Here is a 16702-nt window from a genome sequence, read left to right as displayed (position 1 = left end):
GATAAACTTAGCGCACTAACATTGAGCCTGCCATGAAACGCGATGTCGTCGCCTCCGAATTTCTCGAAGTCCTGACCAAGGTCAGCCGGCGCGTGCGCACAGCGTTCAATCAACAGGTCACCGCGCACGGTCTCACCTATCCGCGAGCGCGAACCCTGTTCCGCCTCACGAAGAAGCAGAACATGACCCAGACGGAGCTTGCCTACGAACTGGAACTCGAGCAGGCAACCTTGGTTCGGCTGCTTGATCGCATGGAGGAGAATGGTTTGATCAAGCGCCAGCCCGATCTCCGAGACCGGCGCGCCAAGCTGGTGGCTCTGACGCCGCACGGTGAAGAACAGGCGGCTTTCGTTCGTTCGATCGCCGATCAGATCCGCGATCAGATCTTCGAAGGGGTGGACATCAGCGAGTTGCAGCAGGCCATCAGCGTGCTGGAACGCATTACCGCCAACCTGGCGGATCTGGAGGATGTCCATGTCCCCGCGTGACGCTGCCGCACGGTCGAGCGCTGTTCAGCCGGACGATGAGGCTGGGATCGAGCGCATCGTGGAGGCCGCAGCACCCGTGCCCTCTACGCCCGTTCCAGTAAGTCCGCCCGTTTATGTCCCGAAGCCGATGCCGCTCCGGCTGCTGTACGCGATCGCCTCCCTGACGGCTGCTGTCATGCAGGGGCTCGGCACAAGCCTTATATCCGTCAACCTCGCGCAGATTGCCGGCCCGCTTGAGGCAACGCAGAACGAAGCCTCCTGGCTGATGGCCGCCTATCTCTTTCCGAATGTCAGCCTGGGCATCTTTCTCTTCAAGGTACGCACGCAGTATGGCCTCCGCAATTTCTGCGAGATCGCCATCATCCCTTACGTGCTGATCAGCCTTGCCCATATCTGGGTGAACGATCTCAGCGTCGGTCTCGCGCTTCGCTTCTTCGCGGGTGCAGCAGCAGCGCCGGTCTCTTCGGTGGCCTTCCTCTACATGCTGGAGATTTTCCCGCCGGAAAAGAAGCTCAATCTTGGCCTCTGCGGGGCATTGATCGGGTTGGCCCTCTCTACTCCAATTGCGGGCCTGGTGTCCCCCTCTCTACTCGATATCAACGACCTGCAGTCGCTCTATCTTCTTGAGTTCGGCCTGGCGCTTATCACCTTCGGCTTCATTTACGCGCTGCCGCTCACCTCGCCGCCGCGCGCAAACGTGATCAAGGCCATGGATTTCGTCAGCTACGGCCTGCTGGCGATCTGCATGGGGTGCCTTGCCATCGTCTTCACCATGGGCCGGCTTTACTGGTGGCTGGAAGCGGATTGGCTCGGCTGGCTCCTCATCGTTGCGGTCGTCAGCGGCTGCGCGGTTGCGGTGATCGAACTCAACCGCAAGAACAACCTCATCGACATCCGCTGGATCAGTTCCTGGGAGATCGTGCATTTCGCCGGCGTGCTGCTGGTCTTCCGCATGCTCCTGACCGAGCAATCCACCGGCGCCATCAACCTCTTCAAGCAGCTCGGGCTTTTCAACGAGCAATTAACCGGCCTCTACTGGATCATCCTTGTCGGTTCGGTCCTGTCAGGCCTGTTCTGCGCGATGATCATGAAGCCCGGCTGGGAATGGGCGATCCATCTCGGCGCCCTCGTGCTGATGGCGATCGGCAGCTTCATGGACAGCCAGGCAACCGTCCTTACCCGGCCGGAGCAGATGTATGTGAGCCAGGCTCTCATTGCCTTCGGCAGCGGATTGTTTCTACCGCCTGCGATGGCTGTGGGTTTCGCCGCCGCGCTGAAGAAGGGCTTGCCTTACATCATGAGCTTTTTGGCCGTCTTTATGTTCACCCAGAAAGTGGGCGCCTTTATCGGCAGTGCCCTGTTCGGGACCTTCGTGACATGGCGGGAGCAGTATCACTCGACCATACTCACCTCGCGTCTCCTGCCGACCGATCCGCTGGTGGCGACCAGGCTGCAGCAATATATCGGCAGCTACAGTCGCGCGACCGCCGACATCAGCCAGCGCACCATCCAGGGCACCAGCCTGTTTGCCAAGCAGGTGCAGCAGCAGGCCTATGTGCTTGCCTATAACGATGCCTTCTTCGTCATCTTCCTCCTGGCCGTTGCAGCCATCTGCATGCTGCTTGCCAACGTCGCCTGGAACAACCGTAACCGCCTCTTTGCTTCCCATCCGCGTCCCGAAGCCGCCTGACGGCATCGACGCCCAGCAGAACGAATGAAAGACAATGAATTCCGTGTTTCGCTCTCTCGCAACCTATATCGCTCTTGCCGTCGGCATCGCCGGCGTTCTCGTGATCCTCTATGCCTGGAACCTGCCTCCATTCCGCGGTTCGGCCGAAATGACGAACGACGCCTATGTCCGCGGCCAGGTCACTCTGATGAGCCCGCAGCTTGCTGGTTATCTCGTTGAGGTTCCCGTCCAGGACTACCAGAAGATCAAGAAGGGCGATCTCATCGTCCGCATTGATGACCGCATTTACCGGCAGAAGGTCGAGCAGGCCAAGGCGACGCTGGCGACCGCGCAAGCCTCGCTGGCCAATTCCGAACAGAGCCGCAAGTCCGCGGAAGCCAAGATCGTTTCCGCCAAGGCCGCTGTGGAAAGCGCAGAGGCCGTCTTCAATGCCGCCAAGACGTCACAGGAACGCACGGAGTCGCTGCTGAAGAGCAATATCGCGACGCAGAGCGAATCCGAAAAATCGCAGGCCAGCTATGATCAGGCGCAGGCGGCGGTTCACCAGGCGCAGGCGGCGGTGCTTGTGGCGCAAGAGGACCTGAATACCATCGTCGTCAGCCGCCGTTCGCTGGAGGCCACGGTCGATAGCGCTCGCGCTTCCGTCGAGCTGGCCGACATCGACCTGCAGAACACGCGTCTGGTAGCGCCACAGGACGGTACGCTCGGCGAAGTCACGGGGAGGATCGGACAATATGTCTCGTCGGGCACGCAGATCGCCTCGCTCGTTCCGGATCGTGTCTGGGTGGTTGCCAATTTCAAGGAAGGCCAGTTGCACGGCATGGAGCCCGGCCAGAAGGTTACCTTCACGGTGGATGCGCTTGGGCACCAGTCCTTCACCGGCAGCATCGAGCGTTTTGCGCCCGCTACGGGCTCCGAGTTCTCGGTGATCAAGTCCGACAATGCGACCGGCAATTTCACCAAGATCGCACAACGTATTCCCGTCCGGATCTCCATAGACCCGCAGCAGCCGCTGATCGACAGGCTCGTCCCGGGCATGTCGGTCGTTGCAAATGTTGATCTTGCACAAGGCGGCAGCACGCGGGTTGCGGGAGCGGAGAGCAAGTAGCCCGCCCCAGCTGCTTCCTCTTCTCAAAGCTCCGGACAGGAAGGCCCCGCGCCATGTTCAGCCCCTGGCGCGGGGCTCTTCACGTCACGTTTTCCACTGTGATTTATTTAAGCGTCAATTCGCTTGAGCGACCCAGTTATGCCAGTCGCTTTCGCTGCCATGGAAGACGTTAAGGTCGATCTTGCCCTCGACGCCCTGGGTAAGGCCTGAGCCGGAATACTGCCAGAAGACCCACCGGCGGCCGGGATAGATCTTGGTGGGGTGCGCGGCTACCGAGCGCAGCCAGAACGGGTATTCCATAAATTCGCCGTCCAGATTGTCCGCATAGAAATCCGGTGCCGTATAGATGATCGGCCGCTTGCCGTAGTGGCGCTCCAGCTTGTCCATGAAGACCTGCATCTTCTCCAGGATCTTCGCCCGCGACAGGCGCATCTTGCAGTTGGATTGGTGGTTATATTCCACGTCGATCACCGGCGGCAGGGCATCGGGGTCTCGCGGCACGTTGCGGATGAACCATTCGGCCTGTTCGCCTGCCGTGCGGCACCAGTAGAAGAAGTGGTAGGCGCCGCGTTTGACGCCGGATTCCTTGGCCTTGCGCCAATTCGTGCCGAACATGGGATCGACATGGTCGCCACCATCGGTGGCTTTGATATAGGCGAAGTTCGCCCCTTGTGTTCTCAGCCTCAGCCAGTCGATATCGCCCTGCCAGCGCGAGACGTCCACGCCGTGGACGGCAAGGCTGCGCGGCGAAACCCGTCCGAAATTCATCGGTTTGGCATCGCGGAAGCGGTGACCGTAGATCTGCGTTCGCTCGCCTCGGGTCTCCGACATGGTGGGACGCAGCGCTGCCACGGGACGCTCGGCCGGCATGGGCATGCCGACGGTCGTCTCCATTCCGTCGAAGGCGTGAGATTGCGACGCAGGCCCTTCCCAGGCGAGAGCCGCCGGCTGCGGCCGGACGGGCGGGCGGGCGGCAGCCTGCATCTCGCCGATATCGGCGGCCGGCATGGGGCCTGCCGATGCTGCCGAGATGCTGCCCGTTTTCATGGCGACGGGTGCGGGCGGCACGACTATGTCGGAGCCGGCACCGGAGGTGCAGCCCCCAACAGTCAGGCAGGCGAGGACGAGTGCTGAAACAGCCGGAATACGCATGACAACCCGTACGCAAAACAACATCAGGGACATTTCGTCAGGCGCGGGCCTGCCAATTTGCTAACAGGACCTTACCGGCAAAACCTAAATGCAATCTTACGAATGAAGGCATCGACCCGCCCTCATATCCGCCCTCGCGTGGGAGCGGCCGGGCAAATGCCGGTTCTCGGAGGAACTGTCCCTGCCCTCTGGCGTTGCCGGCTTGGGACGCGGCAGGAGACAATTCATGGATCAGTTTCGCGAGCAACAGCAATCTGGCGGCCAGCCGGTCCGCTTTCCGACCGAGCGCAAATGGTGGCATGGTTCGACAGTCTACCAGGTCTATCCGCGCAGCTTTGCCGACAGCAATGGCGACGGCATTGGCGACATCAAGGGCATTACAGGCAAGCTCGATTATCTGCAGGCGCTCGGCATCGACATCATCTGGCTGTCACCGATCTTCAAGTCCCCCATGGACGACAACGGCTACGACATTTCCGATTACATGGACATTGCGCCTGAGTTCGGGACGCTCGCAGACTTCGACCATCTGGTCGCAGAGGCGCGAAGCCGTGGCATCGGCATTCTGCTGGATCTGGTCGTCAACCACACCTCCGATGAGCATCCCTGGTTCATCGAGGCGCGCAAGGGTCCCGGCAACCCGTTCCGCGACTTCTATATCTGGCGCAAGCCCGGACCCGACGGCGGTCCGCCCAACGGGATGATGTCGTCCTTTGGCGGTTCCGCATGGACGCTCGACACGGAGAGCGGCGAATATTACCTGCATCTTTTCTCCCGCCGCCAGCCGGATCTCAACTGGGAGAACCCGAAGGTCCGCGACGAGATCTACAGGATGATGAACTGGTGGCTGGAACGCGGCATTGCCGGCTTCCGCATGGATGTCATCGATCATATCGGCAAGCAGGTGGATCAGGAGATCATCTTCGACGGCCCGCATCTGCATGATTACATTCAGGAGATGAACCGGGAGACTTTCGGCGCCCGCGACGTGCTGACGGTGGGCGAATGCTGGAGCGCTACGCCTGGCTCCGCCCTGCTCTATTCGGGTCGTGACCGGCAGGAACTATCCATGGTGTTCCAGTTCGAGCATGTGACCCAGCAATGGGATGAAACCTACGGCAAATGGCGCTCCCGGCCGTTCGATCTGGTCAAGCTCAAATCCGTGCTCAGCAAATGGCAATATGCGCTATCCGACGATGGCTGGAACGCGCTGTTCTGGGGCAACCATGACCTCCCACGGGCGATCTCCAAGTATGGCGACGTCAAGGGTCATCCGGTGGAATCTGGCAAGATGCTGGCGACCGTGCTGCATCTCATGAAAGGTACGCCCTTCGTCTACCAGGGTGAAGAGATCGGCATGACCAACATGCCTTTCACCCGGATCGATCAATACCGCGATATCGAGACGCTGAACATGCACCGGCTGCATGTGGAGGCTGGCCGACCGCCGGAAGACTTCATCAAGGGCGCAAATGAGAACGGCCGCGACAATGCCCGCACGCCGATGCAGTGGAGCAATGAGACCTATGGCGGCTTTTCCACCGGCACTCCGTGGATCGAGGTGAATCCTAACTACACCACGATCAATGCCGAGGCGGAGATGGCGGACAAGCAGTCTGTCTGGAACCATTACCGCAAGCTGATCGCGCTGCGCAAAGCCCATCCGGTCATCGTCTACGGCACCTATCAGTCCTGGTTAGATCAGCACCCGGACGTGATGGTCTATTCCCGAACTCTGGACGGAGAGCGGCTGATCGTGATCGCCAGCTTCAGCCCGCGGAATATCCCGCTGACCATTCCCGACGAGCTCAAGATCGCAGGGCGCTGCCTGATCTCGAACTACGATCCGGTAGAGGCGCTGGAGGACGTCGTGCAACTGCGTCCCTACGAGGCATTTGCGATCCTGAAGCAGGCAGTTTGAAGGCTCAAGCTTAAGTATCGTTCAACCAGTCTGACGGGAAGTTCATGCCGCGAGGAAGAATTCGGAGGATATTCACTCTGTGTGGCTCGACAACGAAAGCTATCGAGACGCTTCTCTCGAACCCTATTATCCTAAGCCCGGGATGGATTTGGTTTCGCACTGTTCCTCTTTCGGGAAACACCTTGAGGCCCATACAGGCAGCTTCGATCCGGTCGATGTAGCGCCCTGCCCGCTCTACACCCGCTTCCCGGGCAATCGTCAGGTAGATTTGCTGCAAATCGGCGATTGCCGCAGGCCGGAATTCAATCTCGTATGCCACGCTTGGCGGCTTTCACCTGTTCGGCGTGAAGCGCGCGAAGCTCCGAAAATACCTTAGCCGCCGGGATACTGGGGCGGGGGTCATTCAATGCTTCCTGCACCTTGATGCGCATGATTTCGTCCAGCGCATCTTTCTCCCGTTCAAGCGCCCGGAGCGCGGCCCGCACAGCCTCGCTGGCAGAGTCGTATTCGCCAGATGCGAGCAGGGAGTCGAGAACCTGTTGTTGTTTGCCAAGAGTGAGAGTGATGGATTTGTTCACGCGCATAACGCCTCTTCCTTTGTCATCACCATATCATGAGACAAGACATTGTCGTGCAGATTCCGTGGGCCGTATTACCTCGCTCTCAACAGCCGCAACGCGTTGATGGTCACCAGCACGGTTGCGCCCGTATCGGCAAGGATCGCCGGCCAGAGACCGGTTATGCCGAGTACAGTCGTGACGATGAAGACGGCCTTCAGCCCTAAGGCAATTGCAATGTTCTGGTGGATGTTGCGCATGGTGCGGCGTGACAGGCTTATCATCGCGGCAATGTCGCCGATCCGGCCATGGAGGATGGCGGCATCGGCCGTTTCCAGTGCAACGTCCGTGCCACCGCCCATGGCGATGCCGACATCGGCTGCGGCAAGTGCCGGCGCATCATTGATGCCGTCGCCAACCTTGCCGACCTTGAACCCCTGCGCCTTCAGATCGAGCACGATCTTTTGCTTGTCCTCCGGCATCAGCTCGGCCTTGACCTCAACGCCGAGATCCCGCCCGATTGCGGCTGCCGTCTTGGCGTTGTCGCCGGTCAGCATCACAGTCTTGATACCGGCGGCGGTCAAGGCCGCGACACCGGCCTTGGCATCCGGCCGGGCTTCGTCGCGCATGGCGATGGCACCGGCCAGCTGACTACCGACCACCAGCACCGAGACGGTCTTGCCCTCTTCATGGAGACCCGCGATCCGTCGCGTATGGGCGATCGACAGGCTGGTCAGTTCGGCCGCTGCCTTGGGCGAACCGAGGAACACTGAAAGTCCTTCGACATCTGCCGTAACGCCCTTGCCCGCCAGCGCCAGCGCATTTCCGGCAGATGGAACTTCGACCTCATCCTCCGCCGCTCTGGCGAGAATGGCGGCGGCCAGCGGATGGCTGGACCCGGTTTCGAGTGCTGCGGCAAGGCGAAGCACGTCGTCAGCATTGCGCCCGAAGGGAACGATGTCGGTCACGACAGGCTTGCCGGAGGTGAGCGTGCCGGTCTTGTCCATCGCAATCGCGGTAAGCCCACCCAAAGTTTCCAGCACGGCTCCACCCTTGATCAGCAGGCCTCGGCGGGCGCCGGAGGACAGCGAGGCAGCGATGGCGGCCGGCGTGGAGATGACCAGCGCGCAGGGGCAGCCGATCAACAGGATAGCAAGCCCCTTGTAGACCCATTCTCCCCACGCCGCACCGGCAAGCAGAGGTGGCAGGATTGCCACCAGCGCCGCGACGACCACCACGCCGGGCGTATAGTAGCGGGAGAAGCGATCGATGAAGCGTTCCGTCGGCGCCTTGGTTTCCTGGGCTTCCTCGACCATCCGCACAATCCGTGCGATCGTATTGTCCGCCGCAGCGGCCGTGACGCGAACCCGCAGCGCCGCCGTACCGTTGACCGTGCCGGCAAACACCGTGTCGTTGACGCCCTTGGCGACCGGCGTGCTTTCCCCCGTCACCGGTGCCTGGTCCACGGCGCTCGTTCCGTCGATGATCACCCCATCCGCCGAGATCCTGTCGCCCGGCCGCACGAGAATGACGGAGCCAACGGAAAGCTTTTCCGCAGGGACTTCCACAGTCTTGCCGTCGCGTTCCAGGAGAGCATTCTTGGGCATCAGCGCCGTCAGCCCCTGGATGCTTTGGCGCGCCCTGCCCGCAGCGACGCCTTCCAGAAGCTCGCCGACCAGGAAAAGGAAGACGACGGCCGCGGCCTCTTCCGAAGCATGGATGATGACCGCGCCGACGGCGGCGATCGTCATCAGCATTTCGATGGAGAAAGGCGTGCCGGCACGGGCCGCCATGAAGGCGCGACGGGCGATCGGCACCAGACCGATCAGCATGGCCGCCGTAAACAGGATGGTCTGATAGGCAGGCAGGAGGTGGCCGAGCCCGTAGGCCGCAACGAGACCGATGCCGGTGAGGATGGTCAGCTTGCCCTTGGCGCTTTTCCACCACGGACCATCCATAGGTCCGTGATCGTGGCCATGCAGCCCCTCGATTTTCGCCTCGTGAGCGTGCTTATGGTCGTGGGTTCCGTGATCATGCCCACCATCATGACCATGGTCGTGGTGATGATCATGATCATGGTCGTGATGGATGCTGCCGGTATCCTCCCCCGCAGCCGGCGCTTTGCGCCCCAAAGCTCGCAGCGGATAGCCGAGGCCCGCGACCTTCCGCTCCATGGCGCCAAGATCTGCTGAGCCATCATGGCGAACCGTCATGGTGCCGGCACCGACCGACACGGATACGTCCGTAACGCCGGGAACGCGACGCACCGCCGTATCGATCTTGGTTGCGCAACTTGCGCAGTCCATGCCGCCGACTTTGTACCGAACCTGATCTTCCGCTGTCATCGTCAATTCCTCTTTTCAGCTTACCTACGACCTCTAGCCACTGGAGGTTCAAGGGGAATTTTTGAAAAAATGCTGGCAACCATGCAGGGCGCCGGTATAGGTTTGACTTCAGACAGGGGCGTCCGGTGAAAGCCGGGCTGAGAAGCACCCTTTGAACCTGAACCAGATCATGCTGGCGGAGGGAGTCGTTGAGGCAAGGTCCTGTGCGGGACATCGCCTTTTCGCCTGCCCCGTCAAGAAGGGGCACTGATGAACGCGCAGAATGACACTCCCGGACAGTTGCTGGAGGCGATGCGGCAGGCAAATCCGCTTGTCCAGTGCATCACAAATTACGTGGCGATGAACATAGCGGCAAACGTGATGCTGGCCGCGGGAGCATCGCCCGCCATGGTCAGCGCGGTGGAGGAAGCCGGCGAGTTTGCAGGCATTGCCGGTGCCCTGACCGTCAATATCGGCACGCTTTCCGCCTCCTGGATCGCCGGTATGAAGGCTGCCGCAGCCGCTGCCAATGGGGCGGGAAAGCCGTGGGTTCTGGACCCCGTCGCCCATTACGCGACAGGTTTCCGCCGACAGGTCACCGCCGAGCTTTTGGGCTTGAAGCCGACCATCATCCGCGGCAATGCCTCGGAAATCATGGCGCTAGCCGGGCACAGCCCGCGCGGCCAGGGCGTCGATAGCGGCGATCCGACCTATGCCGCCGAAGGCCCGGCCATGGCGCTGGCGCAGCAGCAAGGCTGCATTGTTGCCGTTACCGGCGAGGTGGATTTCGTCACGGACGGGCGCCGGACAGTCCGCATCCTCGGCGGCTCGCCTGTCATGCCGAGGATCACCGCGCTCGGCTGCTCGCTCACCTGCCTTGTCGGCGCCTTTGCGGCGATAAGACCCGAAGCGCCCATGGAAGCCACGGTCGCGGCCCTTGCGCTGTTTGCCGCAGCCGGAGAGGACGCGGCGCGCACCGCAAACGGCCCCGGCTCCTTCCAGCCACTCTTTCTCGACCGGCTTGCCAGCCTGACGGGAGCGGAACTGGATGCCCAGATGAGGATCTCAACCCTATGAAAAAATTCGACCTTTCGCTCTATCTCGTGCTCGATCCTGATCTGTGCCAGCCGCTCGGCATGGTCGAAACTGCGCGCCTTGCCGTGGCGGGCGGCGTAACCATGGTGCAGCTTCGCGACAAGCGGGCCAGCACGGCGAAGATGATCGAGACAGGCCTTGCGCTCAAGCAGGTGCTGGCCGGAACCGGGGTGCCGCTGATCGTCAACGACGACGTGGAGGCGGCCATCGCAATCGGTGCGGACGGCGTGCATGTCGGCCAGGACGACATGACGATTTCCGAGGTTCGCGCCCGGATCGGAAGCGAGATGTTCCTGGGCCTCTCCGTGGAAACCGGCATGGGTGCACGGCCCGCCGATGCTGCGTTGGTGGACTATGCCGGGATTGGCCCTGTGTTTCCCACGTCCACAAAGCCCGAACATTCGCCGGCTATCGGTTTCGGGGGGCTTGCCGAGCTAGTGGCCCTCTCACCTGTTCCAGCCGTCGCCATCGGCGGGCTGAAAGCAGAGCATGTGGCTGCTGCTCTGGCGGCTGGGGCCGATGGCGTGGCGGTCGTGTCGGCAATTTGCGGCCAGCGGGACCCACGTGCCGCCGCAGAGAAGCTGACGGAGGAAATTAGGAGGGCCCGTGGATGAGTGGGCAAGGGATACGCAACGTCCTCTCTATTGCTGGTTCCGATCCGTCCGGTGGTGCCGGCATCCAGGCCGACCTGAAGACCTTCGCCGCCTGCGGCACCTATGGCATGGCGGTCCTGACCGCGCTGACCGCCCAGAACACGCAAGGCGTGAGCGGGGTACAAACTGTGCCGCCGGCATTCGTCGCGGCGCAGATCGAGGCTATCTTTGCCGATATTCGCGTCGATGCGGTCAAGATCGGCATGATCGCGACGGCGGAGATTGCGGAAGTGGTGGCGGACGCGCTTGAGCCACATAGAGGCCGTCTGGCGATTGTGCTGGACCCGGTGATGATCGCCAAGGGTGGCTCGCCTCTTCTGAGCCAGGATGCGGTATCCGTGCTGCGCGACCGGCTGATGCCGATGGCGACGGTCGTTACGCCCAACCTGCCGGAGGCCGCAGCGCTGCTGGGCGAACCGCTTGCGACGACGCGCGAGGAGATGGTCGGCCAGGCCGAGAGGTTGCGCGGTCTTGGGGCCGCCGCGGTGCTGGTCAAGGGTGGCCATTTGGAGGCGGATGAAAGCCCGGATGTGTTGACAGATGTCAACGGCAACCGCTGGTTCGAGGGTGCGCGAACTGCAACCCGTAACACCCACGGCACGGGCTGTACATTGTCGAGTGCCATTGCGGCGGAACTGGCCAAAGGCGCTGCCGCGGGGGAAGCGGTGGCAGCCGCCAAGGCCTATGTCGCCGCTGCCATTGCCGCAGCAGGCAGGCTCACAGTCGGTTCCGGCCATGGACCGCTTCATCATTTTCAGCATTGGTGGTGAAAGGCGTAGCCTGAAGCTCTATATTTAAGGATCTAGCCGCGGCGTTCAGGCCCCTCGACAGGAGAGTGGCGCACCGTTATCGAAGGGTCAGTTTTCTTCCGTAGGATCATACTTCATGCAGACCCCCACCTCCATCATCCTTGACTGGGGAACGAGCTCCCTTCGTGCCGCTCTGGTCTCGACCTCGGGCGAGACCCTCGACAGCCGCGAAACACAGAGCGGCGGCATCCAGTTCGTCAAGGACGGGGCCTTCGAGAACGCCCTGATGCAGGTTGTCGGCGACTGGTTTTCGGCCCACGGACCCCTCCCCGTCTTTGCGAGCGGCATGATCACCAGCCGCAATGGCTGGGTCGAAGTCGCCTATGTGGATGCTCCGGCTGGCGCCAGTGAACTCGCAGCCGGTGCCCGCAGGCAGATACTGGAAAATGGGGCTCCCATCACTTTCTTGCCGGGCATGCGTGATCCGGCTGCCAAGCCTTTTCCTGATGTCATGCGTGGCGAGGAAACCCAGATCATCGGCTGCGGCACCGATCGCGACCGTACGCTTGTGCTTCCCGGAACCCATAGCAAATGGGCACGCGTCGAAGGCGGCCGCATTACCGGTTTCCAGACCTATGCAACGGGCGAAATCTTTTCGCTGCTGACCAAGCACTCCTTCATCGCCAAGGCGCAGGAACCGCAGCCCGGCAGCGAACCGGTCTGGTCCGCCTTCGACCGCGGCGCTGAATTTGCGGCAAGCGACAACCTTGCCGCGGACGCGTTCTTTTCGGCGATCTTCAGCGCGCGAACCGGAATATTAGCCGGCGAACTGACGCCGGGGGACATCATGGATTACGTGTCCGGCCTGGTGATCGGCTCTGAATTCCGCCAGGCGCGTGCCGCCGGGTGGCTTAAAACAGGCGATACGGTCGGTATCGTCGGCAATAACGTCTTGAACATTCGCTACAGCCGCATTGCGCCGCTGTTCGGTCTTGCGGTCGAGGCGAGCCCATCGGATGCGGCCAAGCGCGGCGTCCTCATGATTGCCGGGCAATCGGCACAGGTTTGAAGGAGTTTTATCATGGATTTTCAAGAAGCACTGAAGGAATGCAGCCTCGTCGCCATTCTGCGCGGCATCAAGCCTGAGGAGGCTGAATCGATCTGCGACGTGCTGGTCGACGCCGGCTGGCGGTTCATCGAAGTGCCGCTTAACTCGCCTGATCCGCTGAAGAGCATTGAGGCGCTGGTCAAGCGCTTTGGCGACCGGGCACTGATCGGTGCCGGCACGGTTCTTAACCCCGCCCAGGTAGCGGATGTCGCGGCGACCGGCGCCAGGCTGATCGTTTCGCCCAATGCCAATCCCGAGGTCATCAAGGCGACGCGCCAGGCCGGCATGGTAAGCCTTCCAGGCGTCGCAACGCCGACGGAGGCATTTGCCGCCATCGCGGCAGGCGCCACGGGCATCAAGGCTTTCCCGGCCGAGGGCATTCCGCCGCATGTCATCAAGGCATGGAAGGCAGTTCTGCCGAAGGATATCCCGGTGCTTGCCGTCGGTGGCGTGACGCCGGAAAACATGCGGCCCTATCTGGACGCCGGCACGGCCGGCTTCGGCATTGGCGGCTCGCTCTACAAGCCGGGCATGGATGCTGCTGCCGTTGCCGTGAAGGCTCGGCAGTTCGTGGAAGCGCTCCGCAACGCTTGATGTTCAAAGGGGAGCCCCCTCCCCTCGCATCCTTGCACTTGACGCCGAATCGCCCGCTAATGCGGGCGGCTCCCCTTCTCTGCTGGCTGTGGGATGCTTTTGTTCGACCGGACGGGAAACGAGGCGAGACACAGATGGCATTCGATGTAAAGGCGCTGGAAGAACTGCGGGCGAAATATCTGAATAATGCGGGCGGCGAAATCTTCGACCCGAAGTTCAGACGTGTCGGCGAAAAGATCTTCAACAAGGCCGGCACCCGCGTCGCACCTTATGCCGGCATCCCTACCCTGCTCGACGCCGCTTATATGCCCCTGGATGCTGAAAATCCCGACTTCGGAGACTTGCAGGTTGCGCTGATCGGCATGCCGATGGATCTCGGCGTCACCAACCGGCCCGGCTCCCGCTTCGGCCCTCGGGCGTTGCGCGCCATCGAGCGGGTTGGACCCTACAATCATGTTCTGGAATGCGCACCGACCTATGAGCTGAACGTGGCCGATATCGGCGACGTGGCCTTCCGCAGCCGCTACCGGCTGGAGATGAGCCACGAGGATATCGAAAGGCGCATCGGTCAGATCGTCGATGCGGGCGTGCTTCCGTTGTCGGTCGGCGGCGATCACTCCATCAGCCATCCCATCCTGAAGGCCGTCGGCAAACATGGGCCGGTGGGCATGATCCATATCGACGCCCATTGCGACACAAGCGGCTTCTTCGACGAAACTAAGTTCCACCATGGCGGCCCCTTCCGCAATGCGGTGCTGGACGGCGTGCTCGACCCAACGCGCACAATCCAGATCGGTATTCGCGGCGCGGCTGAATATCTGTGGGAGTTCTCCTACGAATCCGGCATGACGGTGGTGCATGCGGAAGAAGTGACCGGGCTTGGGCTCCCCGCCATCATCGAGAAAGCGCGGCGCGTGGTCGGCGACGGTCCGACCTATGTCTCTTTCGATATCGACAGCCTGGATCCAAGCTTTGCGCCGGGCACGGGTACGCCGGAGATCGGCGGCCTGACCACCCGCGAGGTGCTGGAACTCGTCCGCGGGCTGAAGGGTATCAATATAGTCGGTGGGGATGTGGTCGAGGTAGCCCCGCAATACGACGCGACCACCAATACGGCGCATGCCGGCGCCCAGATCCTGTTCGAGATCCTCAGCCTGATGGCGTTCAGCCCATCCATTCGTGGACGTGGATAAAACGTGGGCTTGGGATTGTAGAACCGGCGCCAGGTTCAGGCGCCGGTTGGTGTCTCGCTACCGGCCGTGCTTAGCTAACTGCGCGCTCGAACACACGCTGCAATCGCTCTGCAAAGGCGCGAGGGTCCGTCGGCTTGTCTCCGTCGAGGATACGTGCCTGATCGAGGAGGAGCCGAACGGCGTCTTCTTTGAAAGCGACATCGTCGCCATGCTTGGCGATGGCGCGGATCATCGCATGGTCCAGATTGATCTCCAGGATCGGCTTGGCGGTCTCGTCGATGCGCCCTGCACTCTGAAGAATCTTCTCCATCTGCCGGTCGTAGCCGCTTTCGGATGCAATGAGGCAAACCGCACTTTCCGTCAACCGATCTGAAGCGCGCACGTCCGACACCTGGTCGGCCAAGGCTTGTTTCGCAAAAGTTAACAAGTCGTTAACCTCTCCGGACGCTTCCGGCGTGGCCGTCTCTTCGGCCCCCAGCTTGGCGAAGCGGGACAAATCTGCAGCGCCCTGGGTCACCGACTTGAATGCCTTGCCCTCGAACTCCGGAGCGCTCATCGTCCAGAAGCTGTCGATGGAGTCGGAGAGCAGAAGCACCTCGATGCCACGGGCGCGGAATCCCTCCAGATGCGGCGATGCCTTAAGCTGGTCGAGACTGGTGCCAGCCAGGTAGTAGATCGCGTCCTGGCCTTCCCTGGCATCCTTCACATAGTCGGCGAGCGTGCGCCAGTTTTCTCCGGAGGTCGTACTGCGGAATCGGGCAAGGCCCAGAAGCTGGGTGCGTTTTTCGAAATCGTCGTAGATACCTTCCTTGAGGACGGCGCCGAAGTTCTCCCAGAGCGTCTTGAAAGTCTCAGCCTCGCTTTCGGCCAGCTTCTCGATTGCCGTCAGGATCCGGCTTGTGAGGCCCTTGCGGATAGCCGTGAGGATGGGGCTTTGCTGGATCATTTCGCGCGATACGTTCAGGGGCAAGTCGGCAGTATCGACAAGGCCACGGACGAAGCGCAGGTATCGCGGCAGCAACTCCGCATCGTCGGTGATGAAGACGCGCTTCACATAAAGCTTCATGCGCCCCTTGCGGTCAGGATCGAACATGTCGAAGGGTTGGCTGCCCGGAACATAGGCGAGGGCGGTATATTCATGCCGGCCCTCAGCCCGGAAATGCACGGTCAGCGCCGGATCGTCGTATTGACCAGACAGGCTGCGGTAGAAATCGGTGTGTTCTTCCTTGGTGACGTCGCTTTTGGATCTGGTCCACAGCGCCGTGCCGTCTGTCAGCTGAGCCGGCTCGGCACCGGGTTTTTCCGCGATGAGAATCGGCACAGGCACATGGCCGGACTGCTCCTTGACGATCCGCTCGACAGTCCATTTCGAGGTGTAGGTTTTCGCATCTTCCATGATGTGGAGGGTGATGCGCGTGCCCCTTTCCGGAGCGTCGGCGAGATCGGCGGCGGTGACGCTATAGCTGCCCTTGCCATCGGAAGACCAGAGCCAGGCTTCTGCCGAGCCTGCCCGGCGCGAAACAACATCGACCCGATCCGCAACCATGAAGCAGGAATAGAAACCGACTCCGAACTGGCCGATCAATTGAGCGCCCTCACCGCTTTTGGCCGCCTCAATCCGCTCCATGAAGGCGCGGGTGCCGGAACGCGCAATCGTGCCGAGAGCCTCTATCAGCTCGTCATGGTTCATGCCGATTCCATTGTCCTCGACGGTCAGACGAAGTGCTTCTTCATCCAGCGTCAAGATGATGCGGTTGTCCGGATTGCTGGCAAGAAGCTCGGGTGCGGCGATTGCTTCATACCTGAGCTTTTCGCAGGCATCCGCCGCATTCGATATCAGCTCACGAAGAAAGACATCCTTGTCCGAATAGACGGAATGAACCATCATGTGCAGAAGGCGGGCGACATCGGCCTCGAAGGCATGGTTCTCGACTGGTTTTTCTGCGGTATCGACTGTCATAGCGCGCAACTCTCCTGGTGGGGAAATCATCGCCGATGAGGTGGCAAGTTCCGCAATAAATTTCAAGCCGAGAGTTAGATTGGGAAAAGGGCAAGTCAAGCAAGAGGAAG

Annotated in this window: 15 protein-coding genes and 1 riboswitch; of the genes, 10 read left to right on the top strand and 5 right to left on the bottom strand. The window is 61.4% G+C overall.

The window, feature by feature from the left end:
- The first annotated feature begins 32 nt into the window (after positions 1-32).
- From EPK99_RS05550 to EPK99_RS05540, 3 genes are read left to right on the top strand one after another with little or no spacing between them, the layout of a single operon-like run.
- A complete protein-coding gene (locus EPK99_RS05550; protein WP_128441854.1) occupies positions 33-488 on the top strand; it encodes a MarR family winged helix-turn-helix transcriptional regulator in 456 nt (151 codons plus the stop codon).
- Positions 475-2178 (top strand): efflux MFS transporter permease, encoded by a 1704-nt coding sequence (locus EPK99_RS05545; RefSeq protein ID WP_128441852.1) that lies wholly within the window; start codon positions 475-477, stop codon positions 2176-2178. The genes EPK99_RS05550 and EPK99_RS05545 overlap by 14 nt, the downstream gene beginning before the upstream one ends.
- Positions 2179-2212: 34 nt before the next feature.
- Complete coding sequence (locus EPK99_RS05540) at positions 2213-3286, top strand: HlyD family secretion protein (protein WP_128441849.1); 1074 nt, start codon at positions 2213-2215, stop codon at positions 3284-3286.
- A 114-nt stretch (positions 3287-3400) separates the two neighbouring features.
- Here the strand turns inward: EPK99_RS05540 and EPK99_RS05535 are convergent, their stop codons facing one another.
- Positions 3401-4438, bottom strand: a complete 1038-nt coding sequence (locus tag EPK99_RS05535; RefSeq protein WP_128441847.1) for a glycoside hydrolase family 25 protein — start codon at positions 4436-4438, stop codon at positions 3401-3403.
- Positions 4439-4664: 226 nt separating this feature from the next.
- Here EPK99_RS05535 and EPK99_RS05530 point away from each other — a divergent pair, with 226 nt between their 5' ends.
- Complete coding sequence (locus tag EPK99_RS05530; RefSeq protein ID WP_128441844.1) at positions 4665-6359, top strand: glycoside hydrolase family 13 protein; 1695 nt, start codon at positions 4665-4667, stop codon at positions 6357-6359.
- A 10-nt stretch (positions 6360-6369) separates the two neighbouring features.
- Here the strand turns inward: EPK99_RS05530 and EPK99_RS05525 are convergent, their stop codons facing one another.
- The 3 genes from EPK99_RS05525 to EPK99_RS05515 all read right to left on the bottom strand — a co-directional run bounded on the left by EPK99_RS05525 (position 6370) and on the right by EPK99_RS05515 (position 9261).
- A complete protein-coding gene (locus EPK99_RS05525; protein ID WP_128441842.1) occupies positions 6370-6678 on the bottom strand; it encodes a type II toxin-antitoxin system RelE/ParE family toxin in 309 nt (102 codons plus the stop codon).
- Entirely contained in the window at positions 6662-6943 is a 282-nt protein-coding gene (locus EPK99_RS05520) for a ribbon-helix-helix domain-containing protein (protein WP_128441839.1), read from the bottom strand. Before EPK99_RS05520 ends, EPK99_RS05525 begins: the two co-directional genes overlap by 17 nt.
- 68 nt (positions 6944-7011) lie before the next feature.
- Entirely contained in the window at positions 7012-9261 is a 2250-nt protein-coding gene (locus EPK99_RS05515) for a heavy metal translocating P-type ATPase (RefSeq protein ID WP_128441836.1), read from the bottom strand.
- A gap of 104 nt (positions 9262-9365) precedes the next feature.
- Positions 9366-9462: riboswitch (TPP riboswitch) on the top strand.
- 48 nt (positions 9463-9510) lie between these two features.
- Between EPK99_RS05515 and thiM the strand changes: the two genes are divergently transcribed.
- The 6 genes from thiM to speB all read left to right on the top strand — a co-directional run bounded on the left by thiM (position 9511) and on the right by speB (position 14632).
- Entirely contained in the window at positions 9511-10317 is an 807-nt protein-coding gene (gene thiM, locus EPK99_RS05510) for a hydroxyethylthiazole kinase (RefSeq protein ID WP_128441834.1), read from the top strand.
- Entirely contained in the window at positions 10314-10949 is a 636-nt protein-coding gene (thiE, locus tag EPK99_RS05505) for a thiamine phosphate synthase (RefSeq protein WP_128441832.1), read from the top strand. Before thiM ends, thiE begins: the two co-directional genes overlap by 4 nt.
- The gene (gene thiD / locus EPK99_RS05500) at positions 10946-11758 is read left to right on the top strand and encodes a bifunctional hydroxymethylpyrimidine kinase/phosphomethylpyrimidine kinase (protein ID WP_128441830.1); all 813 of its coding nucleotides are present in this window, start codon (positions 10946-10948) and stop codon (positions 11756-11758) included. The genes thiE and thiD overlap by 4 nt, the downstream gene beginning before the upstream one ends.
- A gap of 115 nt (positions 11759-11873) precedes the next feature.
- Positions 11874-12806, top strand: a complete 933-nt coding sequence (locus EPK99_RS05495; protein WP_128441828.1) for a 2-dehydro-3-deoxygalactonokinase — start codon at positions 11874-11876, stop codon at positions 12804-12806.
- A gap of 12 nt (positions 12807-12818) precedes the next feature.
- Positions 12819-13439, top strand: coding sequence for a 2-dehydro-3-deoxy-6-phosphogalactonate aldolase (locus EPK99_RS05490; RefSeq protein WP_128441826.1), 621 nt, complete (start codon positions 12819-12821; stop codon positions 13437-13439).
- Between the two features lie 134 nt (positions 13440-13573).
- The gene (gene speB / locus EPK99_RS05485) at positions 13574-14632 is read left to right on the top strand and encodes an agmatinase (RefSeq protein WP_128441824.1); all 1059 of its coding nucleotides are present in this window, start codon (positions 13574-13576) and stop codon (positions 14630-14632) included.
- 70 nt (positions 14633-14702) lie between these two features.
- Here speB and htpG read toward each other — a convergent pair whose 3' ends face one another.
- The gene (gene htpG, locus EPK99_RS05480; protein WP_128441822.1) at positions 14703-16592 is read right to left on the bottom strand and encodes a molecular chaperone HtpG; all 1890 of its coding nucleotides are present in this window, start codon (positions 16590-16592) and stop codon (positions 14703-14705) included.
- Positions 16593-16702: the final 110 nt, after the last annotated feature.

The sequence above is a fragment of the Neorhizobium lilium genome (assembly GCF_004053875.1).
Classification (GTDB): Bacteria; Pseudomonadota; Alphaproteobacteria; order Rhizobiales; family Rhizobiaceae; genus Neorhizobium; species Neorhizobium lilii.
This window is presented reverse-complemented; position numbering and strand designations above follow the sequence as displayed.